General features: G+C 66.8%; 18 protein-coding genes and 1 pseudogene. 6 read left to right on the top strand and 13 right to left on the bottom strand.

All coding sequences use genetic code 11. The features are described from left to right. Positions 1-63: 63 nt before the first annotated feature. From EBN1_RS01230 to EBN1_RS01210, 5 genes are all read left to right on the top strand, one after another. A complete protein-coding gene (locus EBN1_RS01230; protein WP_041645467.1) occupies positions 64-696 on the top strand; it encodes a hypothetical protein in 633 nt (210 codons plus the stop codon). A 19-nt stretch (positions 697-715) separates the two neighbouring features. Next, positions 716-1,042 (top strand): IS66 family insertion sequence element accessory protein TnpA, encoded by a 327-nt coding sequence (tnpA, locus tag EBN1_RS01225; RefSeq protein WP_041645449.1) that lies wholly within the window; start codon positions 716-718, stop codon positions 1,040-1,042. After that, positions 1,042-1,380 (top strand): IS66 family insertion sequence element accessory protein TnpB, encoded by a 339-nt coding sequence (gene tnpB, locus EBN1_RS01220; protein WP_011236696.1) that lies wholly within the window; start codon positions 1,042-1,044, stop codon positions 1,378-1,380. Before tnpA ends, tnpB begins: the two co-directional genes overlap by 1 nt. Positions 1,381-1,476: 96 nt before the next feature. Continuing rightward, the gene (locus EBN1_RS01215) at positions 1,477-3,054 is read left to right on the top strand and encodes an IS66-like element ISAzo15 family transposase (RefSeq protein WP_011236060.1); all 1,578 of its coding nucleotides are present in this window, start codon (positions 1,477-1,479) and stop codon (positions 3,052-3,054) included. Positions 3,055-3,109: 55 nt separating this feature from the next. Next, positions 3,110-6,280 carry an FAD-binding oxidoreductase gene (locus tag EBN1_RS01210; protein WP_041645464.1) on the top strand — a complete coding sequence of 1,057 codons (3,171 nt, stop codon included), beginning with the start codon at positions 3,110-3,112 and terminating at the stop codon, positions 6,278-6,280. Between the two features lie 75 nt (positions 6,281-6,355). Here EBN1_RS01210 and EBN1_RS22940 read toward each other — a convergent pair. The 8 genes and pseudogenes from EBN1_RS22940 to EBN1_RS01175 all read right to left on the bottom strand — a co-directional run. Next, positions 6,356-6,580 (bottom strand): annotated as a pseudogene (locus EBN1_RS22940) (DUF4197 family protein); the annotation flags it as partial. A 965-nt stretch (positions 6,581-7,545) separates the two neighbouring features. After that, a complete protein-coding gene (locus EBN1_RS01205; protein ID WP_011236088.1) occupies positions 7,546-8,208 on the bottom strand; it encodes a hypothetical protein in 663 nt (220 codons plus the stop codon). Positions 8,209-8,238: 30 nt separating this feature from the next. Beyond that, positions 8,239-9,144 carry a DUF3262 family protein gene (locus EBN1_RS01200; RefSeq protein ID WP_011236087.1) on the bottom strand — a complete coding sequence of 302 codons (906 nt, stop codon included), beginning with the start codon at positions 9,142-9,144 and terminating at the stop codon, positions 8,239-8,241. Positions 9,145-9,154: 10 nt separating this feature from the next. Beyond that, a complete protein-coding gene (locus EBN1_RS01195) occupies positions 9,155-9,679 on the bottom strand; it encodes a hypothetical protein (RefSeq protein WP_162014365.1) in 525 nt (174 codons plus the stop codon). 43 nt (positions 9,680-9,722) lie between these two features. After that, positions 9,723-10,244, bottom strand: a complete 522-nt coding sequence (locus EBN1_RS01190; protein ID WP_157866557.1) for an integrating conjugative element protein — start codon at positions 10,242-10,244, stop codon at positions 9,723-9,725. A 5-nt stretch (positions 10,245-10,249) separates the two neighbouring features. Beyond that, a complete protein-coding gene (locus EBN1_RS01185) occupies positions 10,250-11,239 on the bottom strand; it encodes a TIGR03756 family integrating conjugative element protein (RefSeq protein WP_041646743.1) in 990 nt (329 codons plus the stop codon). A gap of 11 nt (positions 11,240-11,250) precedes the next feature. After that, positions 11,251-11,670, bottom strand: coding sequence for a TIGR03757 family integrating conjugative element protein (locus EBN1_RS01180; protein ID WP_011236083.1), 420 nt, complete (start codon positions 11,668-11,670; stop codon positions 11,251-11,253). Beyond that, the gene (locus EBN1_RS01175; RefSeq protein ID WP_049780138.1) at positions 11,667-12,341 is read right to left on the bottom strand and encodes a DsbC family protein; all 675 of its coding nucleotides are present in this window, start codon (positions 12,339-12,341) and stop codon (positions 11,667-11,669) included. The genes EBN1_RS01180 and EBN1_RS01175 overlap by 4 nt, the downstream gene beginning before the upstream one ends. 158 nt (positions 12,342-12,499) lie before the next feature. Here EBN1_RS01175 and EBN1_RS01170 point away from each other — a divergent pair, with 158 nt between their 5' ends. Further along, a complete protein-coding gene (locus EBN1_RS01170; protein WP_041645461.1) occupies positions 12,500-12,802 on the top strand; it encodes a hypothetical protein in 303 nt (100 codons plus the stop codon). Positions 12,803-12,810: 8 nt separating this feature from the next. On the opposite strand, the gene EBN1_RS01165 is transcribed toward EBN1_RS01170, so the two are convergent. From EBN1_RS01165 to EBN1_RS01145, 5 genes are read right to left on the bottom strand one after another with little or no spacing between them, the layout of a single operon-like run. Continuing rightward, the gene (locus EBN1_RS01165) at positions 12,811-14,424 is read right to left on the bottom strand and encodes a conjugal transfer protein TraG N-terminal domain-containing protein (protein WP_011236080.1); all 1,614 of its coding nucleotides are present in this window, start codon (positions 14,422-14,424) and stop codon (positions 12,811-12,813) included. 17 nt (positions 14,425-14,441) lie between these two features. Then, positions 14,442-14,750, bottom strand: a complete 309-nt coding sequence (locus tag EBN1_RS01160; protein WP_041645459.1) for a hypothetical protein — start codon at positions 14,748-14,750, stop codon at positions 14,442-14,444. 56 nt (positions 14,751-14,806) lie between these two features. Beyond that, on the bottom strand, positions 14,807-16,123 hold the full coding sequence (locus EBN1_RS01155; RefSeq protein ID WP_011236079.1) for an integrating conjugative element protein: 1,317 nt from the start codon (positions 16,121-16,123) through the stop codon (positions 14,807-14,809). A 2-nt stretch (positions 16,124-16,125) separates the two neighbouring features. Then, the gene (locus EBN1_RS01150) at positions 16,126-16,653 is read right to left on the bottom strand and encodes a hypothetical protein (protein WP_041645456.1); all 528 of its coding nucleotides are present in this window, start codon (positions 16,651-16,653) and stop codon (positions 16,126-16,128) included. Then, positions 16,653-19,505 carry a conjugative transfer ATPase gene (locus EBN1_RS01145; protein WP_011236077.1) on the bottom strand — a complete coding sequence of 951 codons (2,853 nt, stop codon included), beginning with the start codon at positions 19,503-19,505 and terminating at the stop codon, positions 16,653-16,655. Before EBN1_RS01145 ends, EBN1_RS01150 begins: the two co-directional genes overlap by 1 nt. Between the last annotated feature and the right edge of the window lie 11 nt (positions 19,506-19,516).

The raw sequence follows: 19,516 nt of genomic DNA, 5'->3' as shown, positions 1-19,516 counted from the left end.
TTGGGGTACGTCATCGCGAAGGCGCCGGGACGAGCGCGCGGTGTGCCCTGGCAGGAGACCTTCATGACGGACCGCGACGTATCGAAAGGCATGCGCAGCGACGACTCCAGGGCGCAACGATCTTCTCCGGCTGGCAGGATTTCGGCCAAACTTGCCGCTGCGTCGCGCGGCTCTGCCATCATTTCGCGCGACCGGCTGGTTGCGCTGGCCGCGCTGGCTGCGTGGGTGCAGAACGTCCGCCTGCGCCACGCCCGCGCCCCGAAGGCTGTCACCACCGCCATCCGCGAATTGAATGCCATTGCGCGGCTCGCGGGCAATGTGCTGGGCGGGAGCAAGGATGCGGAAAAGGCGTTGCGGGACGAGCTTGCGCGTCCCGTGCGGGGATTCCTGGGGCCGCTTTTCGCCTCGGCGACGGCCCCCGCCGGAGCCGCTTCGGGTAGCGCCGACGGCGCCGGTTCCGGTGCTGCGCCAAGTGGGCAAGGCGCGCTGCCGGGCGGCGGCCCGGGTGCGTCGGCTGGCGCTGCGCGCCGCTGCGACGAGGTGCTGAGCGGCGCCCGCGACGTGCTGCAGGCGGGATTCCAGCTGGATGTGCGCGACGGGGCGAGAAAGCCGGTGCACACCACTCACGCTACGACCTATCGTAAGCGTCCGCCGCTCCCACCTGTAACAGCCCCCCGGTTTTGCCGACACTCCTGATTTTCACCCGGAGGTCGTGATGAGCACACAATCGGAGCGCGTTGCGCGCTGGCGCGAGCACGTGGAGCGGTGGCGCCGCAGCGGTCAGACGCAGGCGGCCTACAGCGCCGCGCATGGCGTGAGCAAGAAGTCACTGGGGTACTGGATTCGGCGGTCGCGCCACGAGTCAGCGCGCGAGGCGGATTCGGTCCTGACGCTGGTGGCGGCGCGTCCTGTCGGCGTTGCGCCGCCACGGCAAGCGGGGGATGTGCTGTCGCTGTGCAGCCCGTCGGGCTGGCGCCTGCAGTTCGGTGCGCTGCCGCCGGCGCCGTGGCTCGCCGAGGTGCTCGCGCACGGGGCGACGTGATGATTGCGCCGGAGCAGATCTGGCTCGCGGTCGAGCCGATCGACATGCGTCTGGGCATCGACGGCCTGTCGGCACGGCTGCAGAACAGCCTGGGCCGCGCGCCGTGCGATGGCAGTGCGTACGCCTTCATCAACCGGGCCCGCACGCGCGTGAAGGTGCTGCGGTGGGATGGCACCGGAGTGTGGCTGAGTCAGCGGCGTCTGCATCGGGGCAGCTTCAGCTGGCCCGCTGCCGACACGGCGGTGTTCGCGCTGTCGGCCGAGCAGTGGCAGTGGCTCGTGGCGGGGGTCGAGTGGCAGCGCCTGAGTGCCGCCGCACCGGCTCACTGGCGGGTGTGACCGGTGTGCCGGCAGCGTCGACGATCCGCCACGTAAAAATTCCTGAAACCCTTGTGGATGCTGGGATTCAGCGCCTTCATCGGGTATAATTCCGGCATGGATTTCGCCGCCGAACTGACCGCTTTCGACCTGCCGCCCGCGCTCGCGCAGCAGGTTCAGCGGTGGGTCGCGCAGGCGGCCGACGTGGCCCGCCTGGAAGCCGAGCTCAAGCTGAGCAAGCTCAAGATCGAGGCCCTGGTCCACGAGATCGCCACCCTCAAGCGCCTGCGCTTTGGCGCGCGCAGCGAGACGCTGCCGGCGGGCATGAAGGACTTGTTCGACGAGACGCTCGCGGCCGATCTGGCCGCGTGCGAAGCCCGGCTCGAGGCGCTGCGCGACGCCGCGGCATCCGAAGCCGAAGCGTCTCCGAAGGCCCCGCCCGAGCGCCCCCGCGCCGGCCGCCCGCCGTTGCCGGCACACCTCGAGCGCATCGAACACCGCCACGAGCCCGAATCCTGCAGCTGCGCCGCGTGCGGGCAGGATCTGGTCAAGATCGGCGAGGACGTCTCCGAGCAGCTCGACATCATCCCGGCCAAGTTCTTCGTGCATCGCCACATCCGTCCGCAGTACGCCTGCCGGCACTGCGAGACGGTCTCGACCGCCCCCGTGCCGGCGGCGGTCATCGACGGCGGCCTGGCCGCGCCGGGGCTGCTGGCGTGGGTGACGGTGAGCAAGTTCGTCGATCATCTGCCGCTGTACCGGCTCGAACAGATTGCCCGGCGCAGCGAGGTGGCGCTACCGCGCTCGACACAGTCCGAGTGGATCGGGCGTATCGGGGTGGCGCTGTCGCCCCTCTACGCTCGACTGGTCGAGCATCTGTTGGCGGGTACGGTGCTGCATGCGGACGAAACCCCCGTCGAGCAACTCGATCCGGGGCGCGGCAAGACGAAGCGGGCGTATCTGTGGGCCTACCGCAGCAATACGCTCGGCGCCGACCCGCCCATCATCCTCTTCGATTACCAGCCCGGGCGCGGCGGGCAATATCCCCAGGCCTTCCTGAAAGGCTGGAAGGGCATGCTCATGGTCGATGACTACGCGGGGTACAAGGCGCTGCTGGGGGGCGACATCGGCGAGTTGGCCTGCATGGCCCATGCAAGACGCAAGTACTTCGAACTGCATCAGGCCAACAAGAGCCCGGTGGCGGCCGAGGCGTTGCGGCGCATCGGCGAATTGTATGCGCTCGAAGAGCAGGCGCGCGACGTCTCGATCGAGGCGCGCGCCGAACTGCGCGCGCAGTACGCCCGCCCGCGTCTGGAGGCGATGTACCTGTGGCTCGTGCAGACCCGCAAGACCGTGGCCGATGGCGCGGCGCTGGCGCGCGCCATCGACTACAGCTTGAAGCGCTGGCCGGCGCTCGCGCGTTACGCGAGCCGTGGCGACTGGCCGATCGACAATAATCCAATCGAGAACGCCATCCGCCCGATCGCTCTGGGCAAGAAAAATTGGATGTTTGCGGGTTCCGAAGCCGCCGGCAAGCGGGCCGCGGTGATTCAGTCGCTGCTCGCCACCGCACGCGCCAATGGCTTCGAGCCCCTGGCGTGGCTCTCCGACACCCTCGAGAAGCTGCCGGCCTGGCCCAACAGCCGCATCGACGAATTGCTGCCGATCAGAAAGAAAGAGTCTGCGCAAGCGTAAGAGGGCGTGGAAGCGGCGGACGCTTACGACCTATCTGCGTAACCGCCTCGGCCTGGTGGCGCAGTTCGAGAGCGCCCTGTGGCAGGCGACGGTCGAGGGCGGCACGACGCGCGCCGGTACGACGCCCGGCGAGGCGCCAAGTGGCGCGACCGGCGGGGATTTCGGCGGGTTCGGCGACCCGACCGATCCGAGCGGCGGCTTCGGCGGCCCCTCGGAGCCCATCCTGCCACCGGACGACGGCGGCCTGCCGCCCCCCGATATCCCGACGCCGCCCGATTCGGGTGGTCCCGGCGAGCTGGAGCCAGGATGGTGCGAGAACTTGGCCGACCTGTGCGCGACGCTCTACGAGGAAGCGGTGGCGGGCGTGCTGGACGACCCCTATCTTGATCTGCTGGCCTCGGTCGAGCCGGATTGCGTGTGCCATGACTACGATCCGAACCTGATCTTCATCGGACGCCCGGCAGCGGGGCGCGAATTTCCGGTGCCGCTGCCGGCCGACGTGCGCCTGATCTTCCGCGGCCAGGACATCACTGCCGCGGCGGTCGGTGTGACCGCGCAGGAGCTGCGATTCCGCATTCCTGCCAACTCGCGCACCGGCAACGTCTTCCTGCGCGGGCCCTTCGCCACCGGCGGCCGCGGCGCGGGCGGTAACCTGGAGCGGCTGTGCGGTTTCGATTTTCCCGATTTCCCGGGCGGCTCGGTGACCCCTGATACGCCCGTGCTGATCAACGTCATCCAGCCGCCGGTGATTGCCTCATTCATGGCAGATGGCGACCCTGGACCGGTGGTGGTGGCCGAGGCCTGCCGGCTGATCAACCTGTGCTGGGAGGTGCGACTGGACGACCCGCTGCCCAGCGCGTCGCTTCCGGCTTGCGCGCGCATCGAGGTCGTGATCCGTAATGCCGCAGGCGACATCGTGCGGCAGGACGGCGCGCAGGGTTGCGTGGCGCTCGATGCGGCGAGCGAAGAGACGTTCACGCTGGAAGCGCGCAGTCTTGCCGGCCCGCAGGCGTGCGGCCAGGCGAACCCCTTGGCGCTGACCATTCAGCGCGTGGCGCGCCTCGATCTCATCCGCGACGTGCCGGCCGGCGACGAGCTGGTCGCAGGCAGCAACGGCCGCTTCGTGGTCGAGCTCTCCTGTCCTGCACCAGCCGGCGGGATCGAGGTAAGGCTGCTGTCGAGCCGCCCGGACGCGCTGCAGGTGGCCGCCGCCGTCCCGGTCGCTCCGGGGCAGACGCGCATGCCGGTCGACTTTGCCACCGACGTGGCGGCGCGCGGCCCGGTCGAGGTGCGCGCGATGGCCTCGGGCCATCTAGAAGGGCGGCTCTTCTTCGTGTTCTTCCAGTCGCCGGCCGAGCACTGCCAAGCCCTCGAGGACATGTCGGGCGCGTGGGCACGGGGCGACCAGCCGTGGAGCAACTGGGGCATCGTCGACTCCGACGAGACCTTCCTCGGCTTTCTGCCGGCCCCCACGCAGTATCGCCCGACGACGCAGTACGAACTCGCCAGCGCCATCCGCGACGCCGAGGCGCAGGGCAAGAGCGTGCGCGCGCTGGGCAGCGGCTGGGGCTTCTCGGAGACCGTGCTGCCGCAAGATACCCCGATGCAAGGCGCGATCCAGGCCGTGGCCGGACCGCTGCGACGGCTGGGGCTCGCCGGCGCGCTCAACGAGGCGCAGCTCCACAGCTTCGCGCGCAATTTCGAGGGCAATTTCGGTCACGCAGTCGAGACGACGACGCTCGACCGCAGCCTGCAGCCGCTTCTCTCCGCGGTGCTCGCCGACGGCCAGGACCCGGCCGGTTTCTTCTTCGTCGAAGCCGGCATGACCCTCAACTTTCTCAACACCCTCCTCGACGAGCAGAGCCCTCGCCGCGCGCTGCGGACGATGGGCGGTTCCTCGGGCCAGACCATCGCCGGCGCCTTCTCGACCGGGACGCACGGCGGTGACTTCGATCGTCCGCCGCTCGCCGACGCGGTCCGCGCCCTCTATCTGGTCGGCGCCGGCGGCGTGCATCACTGGATCGAACCGGCCGCGCACGTCACCGACCCGGCCCGCCTGCGGCGGGTCTACCCATGCCTTGCGGACACCATTCACTACGACGACGACATGTTCCGCGCGACCCTCGTGTCGATGGGGGCGATGGGCGTCATCTACGCGGTGATCCTCGAGGTCGTGCCGCAGTATTCGCTGCTGCAATGGAACAGGTGGTCGACTTGGGAGGCCTTCAATGCGGAGACCTCGCCCAACGCGTTTGCCGACTTCTTCAACGGGGCGTGGACCGGCATGCGCGACTTTCTGCGCGCCAATCCGAACCTGGGAAACCCCCCCAATCGCTTCGCCCAAGTCGTGGTGAATCCGATCCGCAATGCGGACGGCAGCCACAACTGCTACGTCAGCAACCGCGCCGAAGTGCCGCTCCAGGGCAAGCAGGGTGTGGCACCGCTCGCCAACTCCACCGACGTCAGCGCCGACGATATCCGCAACGCGATCACCAACAGTCCTGAATTCGGCCATCACGAGGCGCTCAACTTCCACTTTCACGGCCCTTCGAGCGAAGGCAGCGTGCTCGACCAGTTGCATGCGTTGCTGGTTTTCTGCAAGGAGAACAATTACCCGTGGGCGGTGCGCGCCGTCACCGACCTGGTGATGCGCAAGACCTTTCCGCTGCCCGGCAACCCCGCGGATCCGACCATCGACGTGGGCTACAAGGTGATGGCCGGCGGAAGCACCGAGCGCGCGTTTCCGACGCTGGGCGGCACCTCGGTGGAAGCCGCCTTCAGCTTCTTCCCGCAGGTGCCGAGCCTCGACCAGCCCGGGCTGATGGTCGTGGTGCCCGATGCGGTTTCCTTTGTCGACACCGTGCTCGCCGCCTTCGACCAGGGTGTCGCCAGCGACAGCAAAATGTTCCCCGCCGGCTGGCTCTCGCTGCGGGTCACCGGCCGCACCAGCGCGTGGCTGGGCATGGAGCGCTTCGATCCGAGCGGCATGGTCGAGGTGTCGCTGATCGGCCGTCCCGACGGGCATGGCCTGGTGCGCCTGGTCGAGCAACTCACGCGCAACGAAGGCGGTGCGCTGCATTGGGGGCAGAGCAACGGCATGCTGCGCTTCATCGATCTCGAGAGCACCTACGGCAATCCGCGCATCGATGCGTGGAAGGCTGTTCAGCGCGCGTTGGGCGGCGGAACCTTTACCAACATCTTCATGCGGCGCTGCGGTCTGGCGTGATGGTTCGATACGCCACGCCGCGCGCACGCCTTCCACCACACCGACGCCTGGACGTACACGATCGCAAGGCCTGTATTTTTCCGCCAGGCCGACCCGGCCCGTCGCCCGAGTGCCGAGGGGCAGGAGTTTTTGGGTGAGTTGGTCGCTGGTGGTCCTGCGGAAATATTCCGTCGCCGCGGTTTCGTCGCCGCTCAGGGTGCCCTTCGCATCCTGCATGCTCAGGTTCTCGATGGCAGTCGCGAGCAACGGTATTGCCTTGGTCCCAGCCTGTTTGGTCGCGCGGGTCATGGCGCTGACCATTTCAAGCGTCCTGCGGGCGCCACCCTGTCCCGTGCGCGGCAATGGCCGCTACTGGGCGAAATCTCTACCGTCTCCTTCTGGCCGGGTCGAGCCAAGGCGGGGTGCAAGTTGGCCGCCGTAAACCGGTCACCCAAGACGATCCAGCGAGGGAAGTCCTGGCCGGATCTCCAACGGCGGGTGATGGCCGGAAGTGTGATTCTGAGGGGGCGCCGTAAACCTGACGTTGGCAAGCCGCCGAACGGCATGCTGGCCGGCAGTTCAAGCCGGCGATGCGACGAGAGCAGTAGGTCGGCGAACGTCAGGTGCTCTTGTGAAGTTGCCATCCGACTTAGCAGTCGGAGTCGGGGACGAAGGGCAGGGCGCTCAGTTGTCGGAGCCAGGGCACTCTTCGATCCGGAGGGCCTTATTGCTGATGAGTCGCTGGACGATTGTCGGATGGGCGCGAAACGTATGCCATGCGCCGGGCCACGGTGACGTAGACGATGTCCGTGTTTTACCGAAAGCGCAGGCAGGGATGGGTCGCCCCAGCGCCGCCGTCATTCTCATCGAAACCCCTATGACAGCGGCCATCAACGGCTAGCTTGCGGAAGTCCGCCGCGAGCAGACCAGGCATGCACCACGATTCGATCAGACTTATCCACAGCTAGCGTGGGACAGCTCTGTGGATAAGGTGTGCGCAACCGTGGCGTGCGGCGCGGCTGCAGGCCACGGGGGCGCTGCCTAACTGTGGGGCGAAGCACGCTTTACAGGTATCCGCGGCCGTGGCACGCGGAGCAGGGTTGGTCCTCCCACGTCGACTCCATCCCCCGGCCGTTGCATGCCCGGCAAACGTCGTCGTTTGAGCCCCGCTCACGCCCGGAGCCGCCGCAGGCCCGACAAGGCCGTTCGACGTTCGTCTTGTTTTCGCGGGCGCTGCGACAGTATGGGCAGGGCCGTTCATCCTCGAGCATCGCTGGTCTCCCGGGTCAGAATGTGTTGTTGAGACTCGAAAGGACCTGGGGTGGCAAATCCTGCCACCCTGCCGGATCGTCGGTCGTGACGCAGTACTGGCCTGTCACGCGTGTCCCCGAGCCGTTGCGCGCCAGGTTGAGGATCAACTTGTACTGGCGTTTCCCGCCGGCGACGTCGGGCGAATGGACGACTTGTTCGAGACGATAGAGGGCGCCTGGCGTGACCTCGTGTGAATACCCTGCCGCACGCATAACACCTTCACCGAAGCCAGGTAGCGCTTTCGCTTCTCTTGGCGTCATGAAGCTGTAGTGGGTCATGGCGCGCGCATAGTTCGTGTCTACGTCACGCGGCGAACGTTTGGCGAATTGCCGACAAACGACGTTCACGATCCAATTGCGGTGAACCTTCTCGCCTGCCGACTCTTCCTCTTCAGAGGATCCTACACGCTGTTCTCGATCCGACGCTTCGGGTCGTTGCCTCAACCGGTCACGCGTCTCCTCCGCCTCGCGCTTTGACCGCTCCTCGCAGGCTTGGCGATCCGCCGCCCCGAGGCACTTCATGCCAAACACGATCCCGTCGAGCACGTCGGCCCGCGCCGACGTGGTGCCGAGTGCCACCGGAAGCAACAAAGCCAAGCCGATGTGGCGCAGTCGCCTCATCATCCAGTCGGTCTCCATGGTCCTCACCTAACTTGATCCACAGAACTTTCAGGCCATCCACAACAGCACGATGGATGTGGTGACCATAGCCCGCAGAATATCGAACGTCATGTCACGAGTTGTTTCGCCCCCCGCGCCGTAAGCTCGCCATTTGCTGATGGCCACGTACGCAATCCAGGTCAGCAGCACCATGGCTACGAGCTCGGTCAACATAGTGCGCACCTCGTCCATTTGATACCCCGTCGCCGCCCGGAAGCCTTCGCCTGCGCTCCCGAAGCCGTGGCTCTTCACCCCGGACAGAAGCCCGGATGATCCCGCCTCCATTCGTGGCGGGGTATGGACGTAGCCTCCGCCTCCCGACTGGGCCGGATTGCCGACGAGCACCTCTGCCCAGGAGGGCGCCGAGCCACCGACGGTGTAGCCCGCGAAGGCCGAGAGGTAGGAGGTCATCGTCGTACCGTTGCCGTCCTTGGGGGTCGTGGCACCTCCGGAACTCAGCCAGTCGCCGACCTTTCCAGCCCCCACGAGATGCGCCGCGGCGACCAGGCCGGACTGGGTGATCGTGATGCCGCTGACGGTGGAGCCGACGTACTTGTCGGCGCTGTAGACCCGCCTCAGCGTGTCCCACACCTGTGCGTGGTAAGCGGCGACCGCCTGCGTCTGCGCGCCCGGGTTCGCGAGGAAGTCGTCCAAGGACGTGACGCCGAACTTGCCCGTCCAGTTTCCGCTCCAGTCGTTCTTGGAAGTCCCGTCGCCCGCATAGAGACCGACGTCCTCCAGAGCGGCCTCGCCGAACTGGAACAGGCCCGCATAACCGTGCAGGTTGGTCGCTGCCGGGTTGAGGCTGCTTTCGCGCTGGGCCAGCGCCTTCAGGAAGTCCGTGTAGGTCACGCCCGCCCAAGCGAAGGTGGCCACCAGGAGCAGCAGGCAGGAGAGGCGGCGGGGTAGGCTCATCGTGCTCTTCCTATCGCTCGGGACACGGCGTGCCGTCGGCCTGGATGGACCGGGCATAGTCGTACTCGCCCTGAGGGCCCAAGCGCCAGAGTCCCTCGCAGAAGCCGCGCCCGCCCAGGGCGATGTCGCGCCAGCCGAAGGTTGCGGTCGGCAGGATCCGGTAGCCGGCGGCGCCGGCATCGAGCAGCTGGGCCCAACGACCGTCGCGGCGCCTGGCGAAGAGCCAGACGCTTTTGCCCGTCATGCCGGACGTGCAAGTGTTGCCGGCCAGGATAAACACCTCGGGCACACGGTCGCCGTTAAGGTCCTCGAGCGCGACCTCCGGGTGCATCGCGGTTTCGCAGCCACGGACAGTGCTGACGACCACGCCGTCGCGCAAGGCAAGGGGGGCGAGGGCGGCGACTGCGGCGCGGTCCGCGCCCGAAAGGCTGCCGGACGGCACCGATGCGAACAGCGCGCCGGCAAGCACGTGAGCCTTACCGGACGGTTCGGCGGCATGGCCCATGGTGAGATGAAGCAGCGCGAGGGCGGCCATGACGGACGCCTGGAACGAAGGGAAGCACTTCATAGGAGGCACCTCATTGCGAGATCGAGCCGTCGGCGGCGATCAGGACGGGCCAGACCCGGATGCCGGCTGCCTCCAGGAGGTCGTCGGCAGGCATCGGTACCATCGGCAGGCCTGTGGCGATGCGCAGCCGCTCCAGATCCGCCGGCGAGCGTACGGTCGCTACGATGCCCCGCGCCCCCATGCCGTGGAGCGCCTGCAGGTTGCGCTGCAGCCACTGCTGGGACGGCGCATCGTCGCCGACGATAAAGATGGGCTGGCCAAGGCCGCCTGGCAGTCTCGCGGGCATAGGATTCTGCAGCAATCGCCCAGGCCCGGCGCGGGTGGAGACCACCGGGAAGGAAACCGCGGCTCGCGTCACGGCAGCGGGCCCCGGCGAAACCGGACGCGGCGCCGGGGAAGCCTCGCGACGCGGGTCCGGTGCGATCGGGACACCGCCGGCGTCGTGGATGACGGTAAGCGGTAAGGCGGGAAGATCCGCCGGCCAGACGGGGAACGCCAGCGTCCCGGCGATCGCAGACACGAGCACACGCATCGTCATCACCACATGCCCCACTGGAGATACCCGATGAACTTGCCCCTCACGCGGCAGCAGGCGTACGGCCGCCACAAGGTATAGGCGTAGCTCCCGGATTGCGTCGTCTTGGCATCCCCATAGGAGACGGGGCTCAGCGTGTCATTCAAGCCGAAGACGTGGCAGCCGGTGGGGACCGCCACATTCATCTGCCACAGTCCGCCGAGGAGGTTCGTCTCCATGGCGGGCGGTGGGTCCCAGACGAGCTGACCGTCGCGCACCCCCCGCTTCCCTGAAGACACGGGCACATACACGTGCGGCTGACCCGAGCGGGTCACGAAGTCGGCGATCCGCTGGGAGAGCACGGCGGCACCTTTCACCTCGTGCTGTTGCACGACCTCGCCGGTACGCGGATAGACGTTGCCCCAGGTATTGGCCGGCCAGGACCCCACCTCACGCATGCCGGGGATCCATGAGGCCGGATAGAGCAACTCGGCCGGCAGGTAGGACCGCCACACCATGGCGTCCAGGGTGGACTGGTAATAGGGAACGAACGGATCGACCGCCGTGGGGCAGGTGCCGACGCGGGTGGCAGGGTGACCAATGGCATCGGCGTCGCGGAAACGCCGGTTCTTGTCGGTGCGGTCGCCCCGGGAGTGGGTGCCCGCGCTGTCGGAGAGCGGCGTGGTGAGGAGCGAACTGAGTGTCGTCTTGGTCGCGGCCGCCAAGGGAATGCCGATCTCCGGCCACGGATGCGTGGCGACATCGTGGTAGGTGCTCACCACCAAATCCGGAGCAAAGTGAGAGAATCGCACCGAGGTCTTAACGCTGCACCCGAACGGCGAACACACCAGCCAGAAGCAGATCCCCGAGGCATGCCAGGCGCTGCAGGTCGGGTAGCTCGCAACGGCTTGGGCGACGAGTGCCGCGGTCGTGGTCACTTCAGCCGCCATGCCGTGTGATGCCAGCGTCCCGACGCACAGGGATGCAGCAAAGAGCCGGACGAAGCGGCTCATTGGCTTGGCCCTCATCCGCCCCGCGCCCGCCACGCATGGTAAAGCGCCCGGGCCTCCTCGACATCGAGGACACCGTAGACCACGGCCCGTCGATCGAAGACGATCGCGGGCACTTTCGTCAGCCCGTACTGGGCGGCGAGCGCCAGGGCTTGCGCGCCCGCACCGGCGCCCTGCCGTTCGGCTTGGCTCAAGGCATCGAAACGTCGGCGCGCAAGGGCTGCGGCCTGGGTCGGATCCGCTGGCAGACCAGCCGACAGCGACGCGGCAAGGTGCTCGACCGCGTCCACATGGAACACCTTCGCCCCCTGGGCGCCCCGAACCTCGTGGGTGGCGAGCAGGAAGATCTCCACCTGTTCCTGCGCGCCGACGGGTGGAACTGCCCAGATAGAGGCCACCAGGGCGGTCACAAGCCGCGTGTGCAGGCTACTCATCGCGCAGCCGCTCGCGTCAGCGCCGCATCGAGCTCTTCGCGCGGCATCGCGCCCACGATTCGCCGCCCGTCGCCCAAGACGAGCGTCGGCGTGCTCCGGATCTCCCGGGTACGGCCGAACTCCACGATGCGGCCCACCTGCTGCATGGCCGGCTCGCACTGCGGCGCGATCGCCTGGGGAGGCGGAGCGCCGTCCATATAGGTCTGCCACTGCCGGTCCCGCTGGTCGCCCGGCTCGCACCAGGCCGAAACCGCGGCCGGGATCGACTCGGGCGAGACCACCGGATAGGCGAAAGTGTAGATCGTGACGTTGTCGAGAGCGGCCAGAGTATCCTGCATGGAACGGCAGACCGGGCAGGCGGGATCCTCGAACACCGCCAGCTTGCGGGCGCCGTTCCCGCGGACCGTCTTGATTGCCAGGTCGATGGGCAACTCGTCGAAGGGAATCGCAGCAAGCTGCTCGAGGCGGGCCTGGGTAAGGTCCCGCTTCTCCGCGATGTCGACGAGCCGACCGTCCACGAAGGCGTAGCGACCGGTCGAATCGGCGTAGAAGACCTCCCGGCCGTTGGTGACTTCGAAGATGCCCGGGACGGGGGTCGCCGCGACCGCGTCCACCTGCACGTTGCCGTTCGAATGACGGGAAATCGCCGCCTTGATCGCTTCGAGATGCACGTCTGCTCGTGACTCGGTGCCGAAGGCGAGGCAGGCGCCGGCAGCCAGAGCGAGGGCGCTTACAGCGCGGCACAGATTGGCAGTGGCCGCCCAGGGGAGGGTGGCGTATGTTTGAGAATGGGTAACTGTCATTAAATCAATCCTCACAGGAGACACGCATGAAGACCTTGGCGAGTGTTGGCCGCGCGGCGCTCGTCGGCGTCGCCGTGCTCCTGGGGGCGGCGGCGAGACTGCTGGATTTCTTCTTGGTGACCGAGCGTGATGAAATGAAGCGCAGCGAACGCGGTGCTGGCGTATTCGGGCGGAATGACATTGCGCCGTTCGACTCCGGGGCCGGTGCGGCCGAGAACGGGGATTTCAGTAATGCCGGGTACACAGAGCACGGGCGCGAGCCCATCGCCGTGGGCCGCGACGGGCAGCGGGTCGGAGCGTATTCTGGGGCTCCAATCCTCCATTACTGACCATGTGATCATCGTAGTGGTCCCCACTGTTGCGCCTGCCGAGCGGCGCTGAGTGCTCGGCCAAATTGGCCTAGGCGGCCTGACAGAGCGAACGTGCCTGTCTGTCCGGCGGCCATGCCAGCGTTGATGGCACTGGTTTTCATCGAATCAATTCCGTGCACGACGTGAAGGCTGGCCCAAGCCATCATTCCGCTCCATACCAAAGGAAGACCCACATACAGACCGATCAGCAAGGTATTGAGCGTGCTGCGCTTGAGGGCGGCATCGAACTCGAGGTGCAGGATGTTGTGGAACAACGTCTCGGCGGAGGGGTACATGGCCACCCACAAATGCTCGTCGAGCCAGGCGGCGATGAACCACATGACGGCCCACATCTTGACTGTGAAGATCGCCAGCGCGCCAAGGAACATGATCGACAGGCTGTAGCGCCCGAAGACGAGGATCAGCGGCAGGAACATGTAGATCGCCATCAGGATGAGGGGCTGGGCCATGGTGGCGAACTGGATGATCGGGAAGCGGGACGCCTGGGTGTGGATTGCCTTGTTCACCATCCCTGCCATGCCGGCGACGTCGGGCACGGCGCTCATCAGTGCCTGATACCAGGGCCGGCTGTCGGGAAGCATGGTTTCCGGTGCGATCACGGGGCCCGAGCGACCCATGGCGAGGCGGGCGAGGCCGTCCTGCCGGACTTCGGCCGATACGGAGCTGAAAAGGGCTGCGACTTGCTGGGGCAGGGTATCGTCCAGTGCGCCAACCATTCCGATGCTTTGGGCAAGCCGGGCGCGCAGTCCGTTGGTGCCGTCCTGCCACCATTCGAGGCACGTCGGCCGTCCGTGGTCCGGGACCACCGTGTTCTCGTCCAGGTCGGCGTCGCCATCGCCGATGTCCAGGGGAAAACCGGCCACGCCGGACCGGGCGTGCAACGCCGGGTACAGCTTGGGATCGGCCTGGAGCACGTGGCTGCCGATCCAGTCCGGATCGGCTGCACCGTAGGCGGCCAGAGCTGTTTCTGCCGCTGGCGAGAGCTCGTTGGGGAGATACCGGGAGCGTGCGGGCAGGTAGCACTCGTTGTAGAAGCGCTGCGTCTCGGCGCGCAGTGCAGGATCCTCAACCGCGGCGGTTCTTGCCAGCTCCTCCACTTGCCGCAAGCCGCTCAGACCGCCCGAGATGCCGCCGCGCACGGCATCGTTGAACCCCGCAGACAGGCTCATCACCGTGAACCACCACGGAGGCAAGGCGATCTGCTGCGGCACCCCTTCGAAAGCCTCGTCGAAGGTGCTGTCCGAGACTGATCCGGTGGCTTTCAAGGGCGCCGTGCTCACCGCTGTGGCAGGCGGAGTGTAGTAGAGATTGACGTTCTGAAGGCTGGTCCCGACCGGGGTGAAACAGAAGGCGAGCACGAAGACGGCGCTCCAGAACTCCACCTCCATCTTCCGGACCATCCACGCCGCATCCGCCCCTTCGCCGACGTTCATCTGGTGCGCGTGGAGCCAGGTGTCGATGAGCACGATGAGGAACGGCAGGAAGATGAGGCCCGTCTCCACCAGGATGTCGCGGATCACACCGGCGAAGGCCCAGCCGTACATCGTGGTGAAGAGCTCGAGGTAGCTGTCGACGCCCATCGCTTGAGTACTCCTCGTCAGAGAAGGTTGAAGGGGAGGCCGAGCACGACCACGAGTTCGACTAGCAGGAGCCCGATGCAGATGCGGTGGCGGGCGGCGAGCAAAGCGGCACGGGCGTCCTCCGGCCAGCGCGTACGAAGCCGGTCCACCAGCCATGGCCAGGCAAGCCACAGGGCGGCGATTGCCGCCAACTGGAACAGCGCCAGCCACGGCGTGGCTGCCCGGATCCGGTGATGCGCTGCCAACAAGGCATCCTGCTGTCCGAAAAGGACGAGAGCGAGCACCATGCAGACAATCAGCGACAGGACGACGAGGGCGGTAATCACGGCCGTCCGAAGGAAACGCCGCGGGCGCCGGGCCGATGGGTGCAGCGGATGAACGGTCACTTCTTCACCCGGCCGTCGATGAGGGGACGCTTGTCGACGGGCTGCTGAACCGAGTTTGCGGCCGATGCCGCGCGCAACGCGTGGTAGCTGTCGAGCAGCGTTCCGGCGGTCTCCGAGATGACCCGCTTGCGGACGTTGGACTCGTACAGCACGTCGTCGATATGGCGGTTCAGTTCGGCGAGCTTCGCTTCGAGCTGCTGGTTCGCGGTCTTATAGACCTCGGGCATCATGCGGCCGGTAAGAAGTAAATTGCGGATCGTCAAGGCCTTGTCGACCGTTCGTGCCAAGGCGACGTCTTGGGCCAAGCGTTCCTTAGCAATGTGGCGTTCGATGGAAGGCAATTCTCGAATCGCGTCGATCACCTCGCGGGTGATTAGAAGACCGGGGGCCGACGCGGCCTTCAGGTCGTTTCCTCGTGGCACCTGCGTGGCGAGCAAGATCTCAACTTCCGATTGAGCATCCGGAATCTCGAGTTCGAACTTCTGAACGAGGCCGAGACCCATCTTCGACTGATGCGGAGGGCACGAGTCATCGGTACAGGTAAAGATCTCAAGATCGCCGAGCACATCGGTTGCATAGGTGGCCGCCACGTCCGGGGTTGAGAAAGTTTCAGTCAGCTTTACTGCTGAATAGGCCGGGGCCGATGCAGTCGGCGGTTGGCCCATGGTGACGTTGAACCCGCCGAAAACTGTGTCGTAGACGATCTTGATCGCCTTCTGACCAACGCCGCCCGCTTTCACGCCACCCACCCAGGTCACACCATCGTTTCCGTTCTTTGCCCCCACGTTCTCCTTCGCCTGCACCACATCCTTCCCGCCGGCGGCCTCTTTCTTCCAAGCCTCGCCGCGCGCCACGCGGATGAAATCTTCATAGGGATCCTCTCCGGCCTTGACCTGGGCCTCCATTTCCTCGCAGGTCTTGGTGGCGATCTGGATGGCCACCTCGGCCTTCTTTGCGTAGGTCTGGAACAGCTCGTACAGCCCGGGTGAGGCGCGCTGGAACAGATACAGCGGCAGGGCGGCGATGCCGGCCTGGACCGCATGGGTCACCTGGGTGCCGAGGTGGGCGAACTGGTTCATGAGGTTCTGGAACGACACCTCGAAGTCGTACGCACCGCAGGCGTAGTGCATCCTTGCCACGCCGGAGAGCCCCAGCTTGTACGGCACCCCGGAGGGGTTCGGCGCCCGTGACGCGGGGTCGCCGCCGCCGAGACGGTAATAGAGGCTGGATCCCGAGCTCGGGATCTCCACGGCTTCCGCGGACGTGGTCGCCGCGCCGAAAGCGAGGAGTAGGGCGAGGGACGTGGCGCGCATGGTTACGAGTCCTGGCGGGGTGTTTGGACGGCATTGCCGGCGCGGCCGGCACTCGTGTCGCCGACCGGGGCGTCGGAGAACTGAGAGACGACCACAGCGTGTTGGCGCAGCCCCGGGAGGAAGCGCCCGGCGTGGCCGGTGCAGGCAACGGTCAGGGGGAGATGGGCTGCGGCCCAGTCGAGCCACGCGAGGAACGGCGCGCCGAGCCGCCTGAACGCGGTATCGGCGCCGGCGACGAGGACGAGGGTGCGGCCGGTGAGGACCGTACGCAGGGCGTCGTCCAGGCCGTCGCCTTCCACGTCATAGCCGGCGACGACGCCCGTAACGAGGCCTCGGCCATCGGCATAGAAATGGAGGTGGGCCACATTCTCGGGCTCGGCGAGCGCCCGCGCGCGAGCCCAGGGCATGAACGTGTCGTCCGGGAGATGCTCCAGGAAGAGCAACCGGTGATGCGGCCGGGCCTCGGCCACCACGCGGTCGAGCCGGACCGCAAAGGGAAACTCGCTGCACGTGTGAGGAAGGATGTCCATCACGCGGCCCTCTTTGCCGCAAGCTCGCGGGCGATCGCATAGGCTGCCTCGAGCTCCGTGCACCCGGTGGCGGTCATGATGTCCTGTCGCTGCGCCTTCTCGTGCTTCTCCGTCATTGCCAGCGCGATGGCGAGGGGCGGCGGAACGTTGCGGAAGAGGGCCTGCATCTTCGGATTCAGGATGACGCCCTCGGTGTACTTCGGCGGCTCCTTGCGCGCCGATTCCATCAGGGCGCGCTGTTCAGCGGTGAGGGTGCGGAAGCGGCCGACCTGCTCGATCTCGTCCCGGTCCATCGTGAGCAGCATCCAGTGCTCGCACATGTTCAACATGCGTGAGGCGCTCTCCGGAAAGTCCTTCATGTTCTGCGTTCCCAGCCAGAACCACGCGCCGAGCTTGCGCCACATCTTCGTGATCTTGACGACATAGACGTTGAGGAGCTCGTTGATCGTCACGATGTGGCCCTCGTCGGTCAGATTCACGATGGGTCGATGGTCGTGCTGGGTGGCTTCCGCCAGGGCCTGGACGTGGTTCACGAGCGAGGTGTAGGCGACGGCAAGGGCGTCCTCGTAGCCCTCGTGGGCCAGGGTGCCCATCTCGACGATGGTCACGTCGACGTCCGGCCAATTCATGCCATAGCGGTCGAAGAGACGCCCGCGCAGACCGTCGCAGAAGACCATCATCGCCTGGCCCATCTCCTCGGCGCGATCGCGGCGGGCGAGCCCGAGGCTCTCGTCGTTGCGCATGGCCATGAGCGTCTGGGCCACGTCCTGGGCCCGTGGATGGGGCTTTCCCTCATCGCGTGCACGGTGCGCCGCGGTCAGGATGGCGCGCGCGATCAGGTAGCGGTCGGCACGGCTCATCTTGCGCATCTCGCCTTCCTCGCCTCCGGTGATCATCAGGGTGGCCGCGATGATCATTTCGCCCAGGACATCCCGTTTGCCGGGATCGGCGCCTTCTTCATCGTCGTCATCCTTCACCTTCCGTGGTGGCTCCGAGTTGTCAGATGGAAGCGCTTCGAGCTCGGGCGATTCCATGGCGCGCGCCAGCGCCTTCTCTTCCTCCTGTTCGAAGAGCCGAGGCGCCATGACGAAGGGCGGCAGCGACAGGTCCGCGTCGGGGGTGAGCTCCACCCGATGGACAGTGAGGCCGTGGGCGCGCAGGTGCTCGCCCAGCAAGCCGAAGGAATTTCCCGCATCGACGATGAAAAGCCGCGGGCGGTAGATGGCCATCACCAGCATCGCGAGGTAGCAGAGGGTGGCCGACTTGCCGGCTCCCGTCGGGCCCAGCGTGAGCAAGTGGGCATTCTTGTTGCGATCGCGGGGGTTCAGCGGATCAAAGAGGAAGGGCTCACCGCCCCGGTTCCACAGCCAGAAGCCCGGATGCCCGGTCCCGCGGGCACGGCCGTAGAGGGGCAGCAAGGCGGCGATCTGGGAGGCGAAGATCAACCGGCTGCGGCGGAGCTGCTTCCCGTCATAGGCAGGGTCGAAGCACATCGGGAGCGCGCGCAGAAAGACGTCGCAGCCCTGCAACTCGTCGGTGGGCTGGATCAGCTTGAGGCCCGAGGTGTGCAGCACGGCGGTGAGATCGGCCACCTGGCGGCCCAGCTGCTTTACGTCCTCGCCTCGCACGAAGAGCACGAGGTACAAGGGGTAGAGCTTGTCGGCGCGCATGTGGTCGAGGACCTGGACGGCCTCGTCATGGGTGTGGATCGCGTCGATCGTGTTGGCGCGTGAAGCGCTCTTGATGCCCTCGACCCGCCGGCGCATGGTGTCCTGCGGGTAGATCACCATGGTCGCGGAGAGCATGGTTCCGTCGGGGAGCCGCTCGAAGCGTGCGAAGTGCTTGCCGGCGTGCTCGCGTTCCGCGGTGAAATGACCGATCTCCGGCCTCTTCGATACGGACTGGAGCGCCAGGGCGCGCACCGGGCGCCCGTCGAAGAACCACAGCCCGGCCTTGTGATCCGAGCGCGGCGGGGAGAGGAAGAGGAGTTCCGCGAGGTCCAGCCCCTCCGCTGCCACATCCTCGGTGGGGTAGGTGCACAGGCGCAGCAACTCCCCGGCCGTGGCCGCGAAGTCCGGCTTGGGATTGAAAAAGGGCAGCAGCCACGCGTAGAAGTCCGCGGCGTTCATGGGCCGGGCCTTGACGCCCGTCTGGCCGAGCCCGGCGATCAGGCCCCGGGCCGTCTGCTGGAGCTTCTCGACGGGGTCGAGGACTTCCCGCGAGAAGTCAAAGCCCTCGGGAAAGCGGCGATAGATCGCGCAGCGCACCCGCCGCAGTTGGCCGCGCCAGCGGTTGCCCGATACGCCTTCGTCGGTGAAGAGCCCTTCCGGTCGCGACACCTGGGCCAAGTGTTCGGCCATCTCGCCGAAAAAATGCCGGGTGAAGTCGCTCTCCAGGATGGCGCGGGCGCGTTCCGGGGCTTTCTCATGCACCGAGAGGATGTAATCCCGAAGGCGCTCGATCTGCCAGGAGAGATCCGTGTCGTCGTTGCAGAAGAACTGCACCACCCAGGGCGCCTCGTCGTATTCCGGCAGCGCCTGCAGCGCTGACTGGATCTCGACGCAGCGCGCCTGCAGGTACTGGTCGGTGCTGGCCTCGGTGGCAATGGGCTCGAGCTCGAAGAGGAGGGCGCGGGAGACACCATCCTCCAAGAGGAAGGTGTTCGTCTCCGGCTCGTAGTCCACCCAGGGCAACTGATCGGTGATGCTGGGCGGACGCGCCGCGAAGCGGCGCCGGTCGCGGATCCGGAAGGGCTGGCGGGGCACGATGGGCTCGCCGGACCGGGACGCACCCGTGCTCGTTGGATCGTCGTGGCTCGGGCCAAAGCCCAGCATGCGGGTGAAGCCGAACATGCGCCGTCTCC

Source organism: Aromatoleum aromaticum EbN1 (assembly GCF_000025965.1).
GTDB classification, from domain to species: domain Bacteria; phylum Pseudomonadota; class Gammaproteobacteria; order Burkholderiales; family Rhodocyclaceae; genus Aromatoleum; species Aromatoleum aromaticum.
The sequence above is the reverse complement of the archived record's forward strand: the minus strand, read 5'-3'. Positions and strand labels throughout refer to the sequence as shown.

Bases quoted from the DNA above. Each gene is read 5' to 3' on its own strand.
- EBN1_RS01230 (WP_041645467.1), top strand. From the start codon at position 64: ATGACGGACCGCGACGTATCGAAAGGCATGCGCAGCGACGACTCCAGG.
- tnpA (WP_041645449.1), top strand. From the start codon at position 716: ATGAGCACACAATCGGAGCGCGTTGCGCGCTGGCGCGAGCACGTGGAG.
- tnpB (WP_011236696.1), top strand. From the start codon at position 1,042: ATGATTGCGCCGGAGCAGATCTGGCTCGCGGTCGAGCCGATCGACATG.
- EBN1_RS01215 (WP_011236060.1), top strand. From the start codon at position 1,477: ATGGATTTCGCCGCCGAACTGACCGCTTTCGACCTGCCGCCCGCGCTC.
- EBN1_RS01205 (WP_011236088.1), bottom strand. From the start codon at position 8,208: ATGGAGACCGACTGGATGATGAGGCGACTGCGCCACATCGGCTTGGCT.
- EBN1_RS01200 (WP_011236087.1), bottom strand. From the start codon at position 9,144: ATGAGCCTACCCCGCCGCCTCTCCTGCCTGCTGCTCCTGGTGGCCACC.
- EBN1_RS01195 (WP_162014365.1), bottom strand. From the start codon at position 9,679: ATGGCCGCCCTCGCGCTGCTTCATCTCACCATGGGCCATGCCGCCGAA.
- EBN1_RS01190 (WP_157866557.1), bottom strand. From the start codon at position 10,244: ATGCGTGTGCTCGTGTCTGCGATCGCCGGGACGCTGGCGTTCCCCGTC.
- EBN1_RS01185 (WP_041646743.1), bottom strand. From the start codon at position 11,239: ATGAGCCGCTTCGTCCGGCTCTTTGCTGCATCCCTGTGCGTCGGGACG.
- EBN1_RS01180 (WP_011236083.1), bottom strand. From the start codon at position 11,670: ATGAGTAGCCTGCACACGCGGCTTGTGACCGCCCTGGTGGCCTCTATC.
- EBN1_RS01170 (WP_041645461.1), top strand. From the start codon at position 12,500: ATGAAGACCTTGGCGAGTGTTGGCCGCGCGGCGCTCGTCGGCGTCGCC.
- EBN1_RS01165 (WP_011236080.1), bottom strand. From the start codon at position 14,424: ATGGGCGTCGACAGCTACCTCGAGCTCTTCACCACGATGTACGGCTGG.
- EBN1_RS01155 (WP_011236079.1), bottom strand. From the start codon at position 16,123: ATGCGCGCCACGTCCCTCGCCCTACTCCTCGCTTTCGGCGCGGCGACC.
- EBN1_RS01150 (WP_041645456.1), bottom strand. From the start codon at position 16,653: ATGGACATCCTTCCTCACACGTGCAGCGAGTTTCCCTTTGCGGTCCGG.
- EBN1_RS01145 (WP_011236077.1), bottom strand. From the start codon at position 19,505: ATGTTCGGCTTCACCCGCATGCTGGGCTTTGGCCCGAGCCACGACGAT.